Source organism: Corallococcus carmarthensis (assembly GCF_003611695.1).
GTDB classification, from domain to species: domain Bacteria; phylum Myxococcota; class Myxococcia; order Myxococcales; family Myxococcaceae; genus Corallococcus; species Corallococcus carmarthensis.
Genome location: NZ_RAWE01000383.1, coordinates 1 through 4,313 on the forward strand (window position 1 = coordinate 1; position 4,313 = coordinate 4,313).

Sequence of the window (4,313 nt, forward strand, 5' to 3'; positions counted from 1 at the left end):
TGAGCGTCTCGTGGGCTCGGAGAAGTGTATAAGAGACAGACGCGGAGCTGACGTCGAAGGTGGAGGCGCTCACGCAGCAGGTGGCGGACCTGGAGCGCATGGTGGCGCAGCAGGCCCGCGTGATGCGCGCGATGATGGACGCGCTGGAAGCCCGGGGTGCGTTGACCCGCGAGGAGGTCCAGGCGAAGGCCCGGTGAACACGGCATGGCGCTCCCCTTCTCCGAAAAGCTGAAGCTGGAGCTGACCGTCACCGCGGGTGAGCAGGCCTTCACCATCCCCGGCGGACAGGTGCGGGACTTCTCCCTGCGGATGACGCCCACCGGCTTCCGCTGCGAACTGACGTTCTGGACGTCGCTGGAGAAGGCGGACGCGGCGCTGTTCACCGCGTTCAGCAAGCCGGACCTGGTGCGGGTGCGGCTGGCGCTGTCCGGCGTCTTCGACCCGCCGCCCACGCCGCTGGTGGTGCAGGGCATCGTCACGGAGAAGCGCCTGGGCGGCACCGCGCACGGCCAGAAGGACAACGTGGCGCTGGCCTTCCGCCAGTACACGGTGACCTTCGAGGACCCCGCCCGGGTGATCTGGAAGCAGCACCGCCCGGTGGAGCTGCACACGGCGAAGAAGCTGTCGGAGCTGCTGGACGCGCACAAGCCCGGCGGCCTGCTGCTCACCTACGACTGGGACGCGCTGGACGCGAAGCACGCGATGGTGTGCCTGGGCATCGGCGATGACCACGCGGCCGCGAGCTTCTACGACTTCGTCCTCTGGTACGTGGACACGCGCGGCGGCGTGCTCACGTACGACAGCCCCAAGGACACGTACACCTTCTCCGCGAAGAAGCCGGCGGTGGGCACCGTCACCGGGCTCAGCGGCAAGCACGTGGCCCGGGTGGACGTGGAGATGCCACCCGTCATCCGCCACAGCGCGCGGGTGCTCAACGGCTTCGGGGCCGGAGCGACCACGGTGGCGCTGGCGCAGTCCCAGGCGGTGGCGGGCATCCAGCACGACATGCTGGTGCGCACGCCCATCGCGGCGGAGGCGGAGCAGCGCCAGTCGCTGGAGAAGGAACGGCTGCGCGTGCGCAAGCGGCGCCTGCGGCTGACGTTCCTGGACGTGCCGCCCGTCGCGCTGCACCCGGGGTCGTTGATCAAGCTGGACGGAGGCCGGTGGAGCCCGGGCCTCACGGGCCTGGGCGAGGACATGCGCGTGGCGGAGCTGTCCTTCGACGGCGCGGGGCTCCAGGAGGGCCCGCACGACGGACAGCAGGACGCGATGGAGGGCTACTCGGTGACCCTGTCCGTGCTCCTGGAGCAGAAGTCGGATCCGGTGCCGGACCTGCCCGCGTACCGGCCGCCCCACTGGCCCATCTACGTCGAGGGCAAGATGCACAGCCCCGGCGGTGAGGCCACGGACCGCATCTACCTCCAGGTGGATGATCAGAAGACGTCCGTGACGAACTACCGGGTGACGATCCCGCTGTGGAACAAGACGGTGAGCGTGCCGGCGGAGCCCAATCAGTTCCCGGGGGAGTTCTACTTCCCGCCGTACAAGAACGAGCGGGCGCTGGTGGCGCTGCACTTCGACCACGCGGAGCTGCACCGCTTCCTGGACTGGGGGGAAGGCGTGCGCATGCCCCAGGACAGCCAGGGCGATCAGATCCTCTTCGGCAAGAACGGCGCGAACCAGACGGCGCTGACGCACGACTTCAAGGACAACAAGCCGGTGTGGAACCTGGGGCGCGTGAATGCCAACGACACGGAGATCATCCGCCTGTCCGAGGGCCACCTCCTCATCCAGACGAAGGAGAACCCCGGCGGCGCCCCCACCACGCCCACGTACGACGTGACGCCGCAGGTGGAGACCGCGAAGGGCGACCTCACCGCGGGAGTGGATGGCGCGGTGAGCGACGCGACGGCGGCGTACAAGGAGTCCACGGCGGCGGTGAACTCGAAGTTGAACGCGGCGACGGAGGAGACGGGCGCGGCCCTCTCCGCCGCGGAAGCCCAGGTGAAGGGCAAGGCCGCTGAATCCCGCGCGAAACTGACCGGCGCGCTCAACGGCGTGGATGGGCAGACGGGCGCGCTCTCCGGCGCCGCCGCCGAAGCCAAGGCCGCGCTCGCGGGGCTGAAATGAACGACCTGCGCGCCACCGTGGCGAAGCACAAGGCGGCCGTGGAGGGCTTCGGCTCCGGCATCACGCCGCGCCTCTCCACCGCGAAGGGCGAGGTGGAAGCCCTGGCCCAGGGCGTCGTGGAGCAGGTCGCCGCGCTTCGCCCGTCCATCTCCGGAAAGCTGGGGGCGCTGCTCACGCAGGTGAACGCGGCGAACGTGACGCTGGCGGACCCCTCCCCCCGCTTCAACGCGCTGGCCACGGAGGTGAAGGGCCACCAGCAGGCGCTGACCGCCGCCAGCACGACGGCGCGCACGAAGGCGGAGGCGCTGGGTCAGGAGGCGACGGCGAAGAGCCAGGGGCTGGAGGCGCAGGCGAAGTCGTCCGCGGAGTCGTCGCAGGGACAGCTCACCGCGCTCCAGCAGCAGGTGACCCAGAAGTGCGACGCGGACAAGAAGTCCTTCGACGCGAAGCTCGCGAAGCGCAAGGGCTCCCAGCAGGAGACGGAGGCCCGCCGCGCGCAGGGCTACGCGCTGATTGATCAGACGCGCTCGCAGCTCACGCAGGACCTCACGGGCGTGGGGTCGACGATCGCGGCGGCGTTGGCGGCGGTGCTGGTGCGGCTGGCCACCTCGCGCGACGCGGCGACGGGCAAGAGCACGCAGCTCACCTCCACGCTGGACGGCGCGGTGAAGGCCCCCACGAGCGCGCTGACGGCGCTGCACCAGGAGATCCTCAAGGCGGGCACGACGACGAAGGACGCCCACCAGCAGCAGCAGTCCGCGCTGGCGACGCAGCGCAAGACGCTGGTGGATCAGCTGATGGCCGCTGCCGCGGCGGCGGCCGGCATCGTGGATCCGCTGGACACCCAGGTGGCCCCGTCGCTCACGGCGGGCAAGACGCAGGCGGACGGGGCGCTGGACACGCTGGCCAAGACGATTGGCGGGCAGGTGGCCAGCGTCACGGCGCAGCTCACGGCGGTGGAGAAGCTCATCGACCAGGTGCAGAAGCAGGTGGAGACCGCCATCAACACGGTGAGCGGCACCATCGACGGCCTGGTGCAGGGCGCGCTCACGGCGGTGGAGACCATCAAGGCGCCGCTGAAGGCGACGCTGGACGCGGCCTTCACCACGCTGGACACGATGGTCGCGACCATCAGCGCCCTCAAGCAGCAGGTGATGGCGCTGTTCGAGGTGCTGCCCCAGAAGCTGGAGCAGCTCCAGACCCTCTTCCAGCAGATCGTCGGCTCGCTGGAGTCGCTGCTGGAGCGCGCCATGGGCCTCCTGGAGGCCATCCCTGCCGCGGACCTGCCCAAGCCGCTGGTGAACCCCGCGGTGCAGGGCATCACGCAGGTGGTGGGGCAGATCACCACGCAGCTGGGGACCCTCTCCTCGCAGGTGGGCACGCAGCTCCAGACGGTGCAGAAGACCATCGTCTCGCAGGTGGAGACGGTGCAGACCCAGGCGCAGACGCAGATCGACACGGCCACGACGCAGGCCGTGACGCAGATGGGCACGCTGACCCAGTCCATCCTCCAGGGCATCGAGCAGGCCACCGCGCAGGTGGGCCAGGTCATCGCCGCGGCCGTCACGCAGATTGGCACCGTGAAGGACCAGGGCGTGCAGCAGATCCAGGCCATGAAGCAGCAGGTGGCCGCGCGGGTAACGCCGCTGGACACGCAGGTGCCCCAGCGCCTGGAGGCCCTGGACGCCCAGGTGGGCTCCGGCATCGACGCGGCCGTGCAGGCCATGCAGACGGCGCGGGACTCGGCGGTGGGCCAGGTGACGTCCGCCAAGGGCCGGCTGGACTCGCACCTGGGCACCACGAACACGTCCGTGGCGGGCGGGCTGACGTCGCTAGAAAAGGCCCGCGCCAGCGCGGAGACGTCGCTCACCACGCAGGCGGATCAGGTGCTCGCGGCGTTCAAGCAGCGCGCGGAGGGCCTGAAGTCGGGCGCCCAGACGCAGGTGGATTCCATCTCCACCCAGGCCACGGGACAGAAACCCCAGCTCCTCTCCCCTCTCGACGCGATTGGCGCCCAGCTCCAGTCGGGCGCCTTCGCGAAGCCGGCGACGGCGGCGAACGGCCGGGTGACGTCCGCGCTGAACGCGCTGGGGCCGAAGCTGGACGCGCTCGCGTCCTGAGCAGCCCCCGCCGCTCCTACTTGGGAGAGGCCAGCGATATCGGAGGCTCGGGGGCCTTGGGTG

At 70.4% G+C, this 4,313-nt stretch carries 3 protein-coding genes; all 3 read left to right on the plus strand.

The window, feature by feature from the left end; translation table 11 throughout:
• The first annotated feature begins 59 nt into the window (after positions 1-59).
• Genes D7X32_RS43385 through D7X32_RS43395 form a run of 3 tightly spaced genes read left to right on the plus strand, consistent with a single transcriptional unit; the run spans position 60 to position 4,250 of the window.
• Positions 60-197, plus strand: coding sequence for a hypothetical protein (locus tag D7X32_RS43385; protein WP_208752740.1), 138 nt, complete (start codon positions 60-62; stop codon positions 195-197).
• Between the two features lie 7 nt (positions 198-204).
• Positions 205-2,130 (plus strand): hypothetical protein, encoded by a 1,926-nt coding sequence (locus D7X32_RS43390; RefSeq protein ID WP_120608338.1) that lies wholly within the window; start codon positions 205-207, stop codon positions 2,128-2,130.
• The gene (locus D7X32_RS43395) at positions 2,127-4,250 is read left to right on the plus strand and encodes a phage tail family protein (RefSeq protein WP_120608339.1); all 2,124 of its coding nucleotides are present in this window, start codon (positions 2,127-2,129) and stop codon (positions 4,248-4,250) included. The genes D7X32_RS43390 and D7X32_RS43395 overlap by 4 nt, the downstream gene beginning before the upstream one ends.
• Positions 4,251-4,313 lie beyond the last annotated feature (63 nt).

Excerpts from the sequence above, each read along its gene's own strand:
- D7X32_RS43390 (WP_120608338.1), top strand. The coding sequence starts at position 205 with ATGGCGCTCCCCTTCTCCGAAAAGCTGAAGCTGGAGCTGACCGTCACC.
- D7X32_RS43395 (WP_120608339.1), top strand. The coding sequence starts at position 2,127 with ATGAACGACCTGCGCGCCACCGTGGCGAAGCACAAGGCGGCCGTGGAG.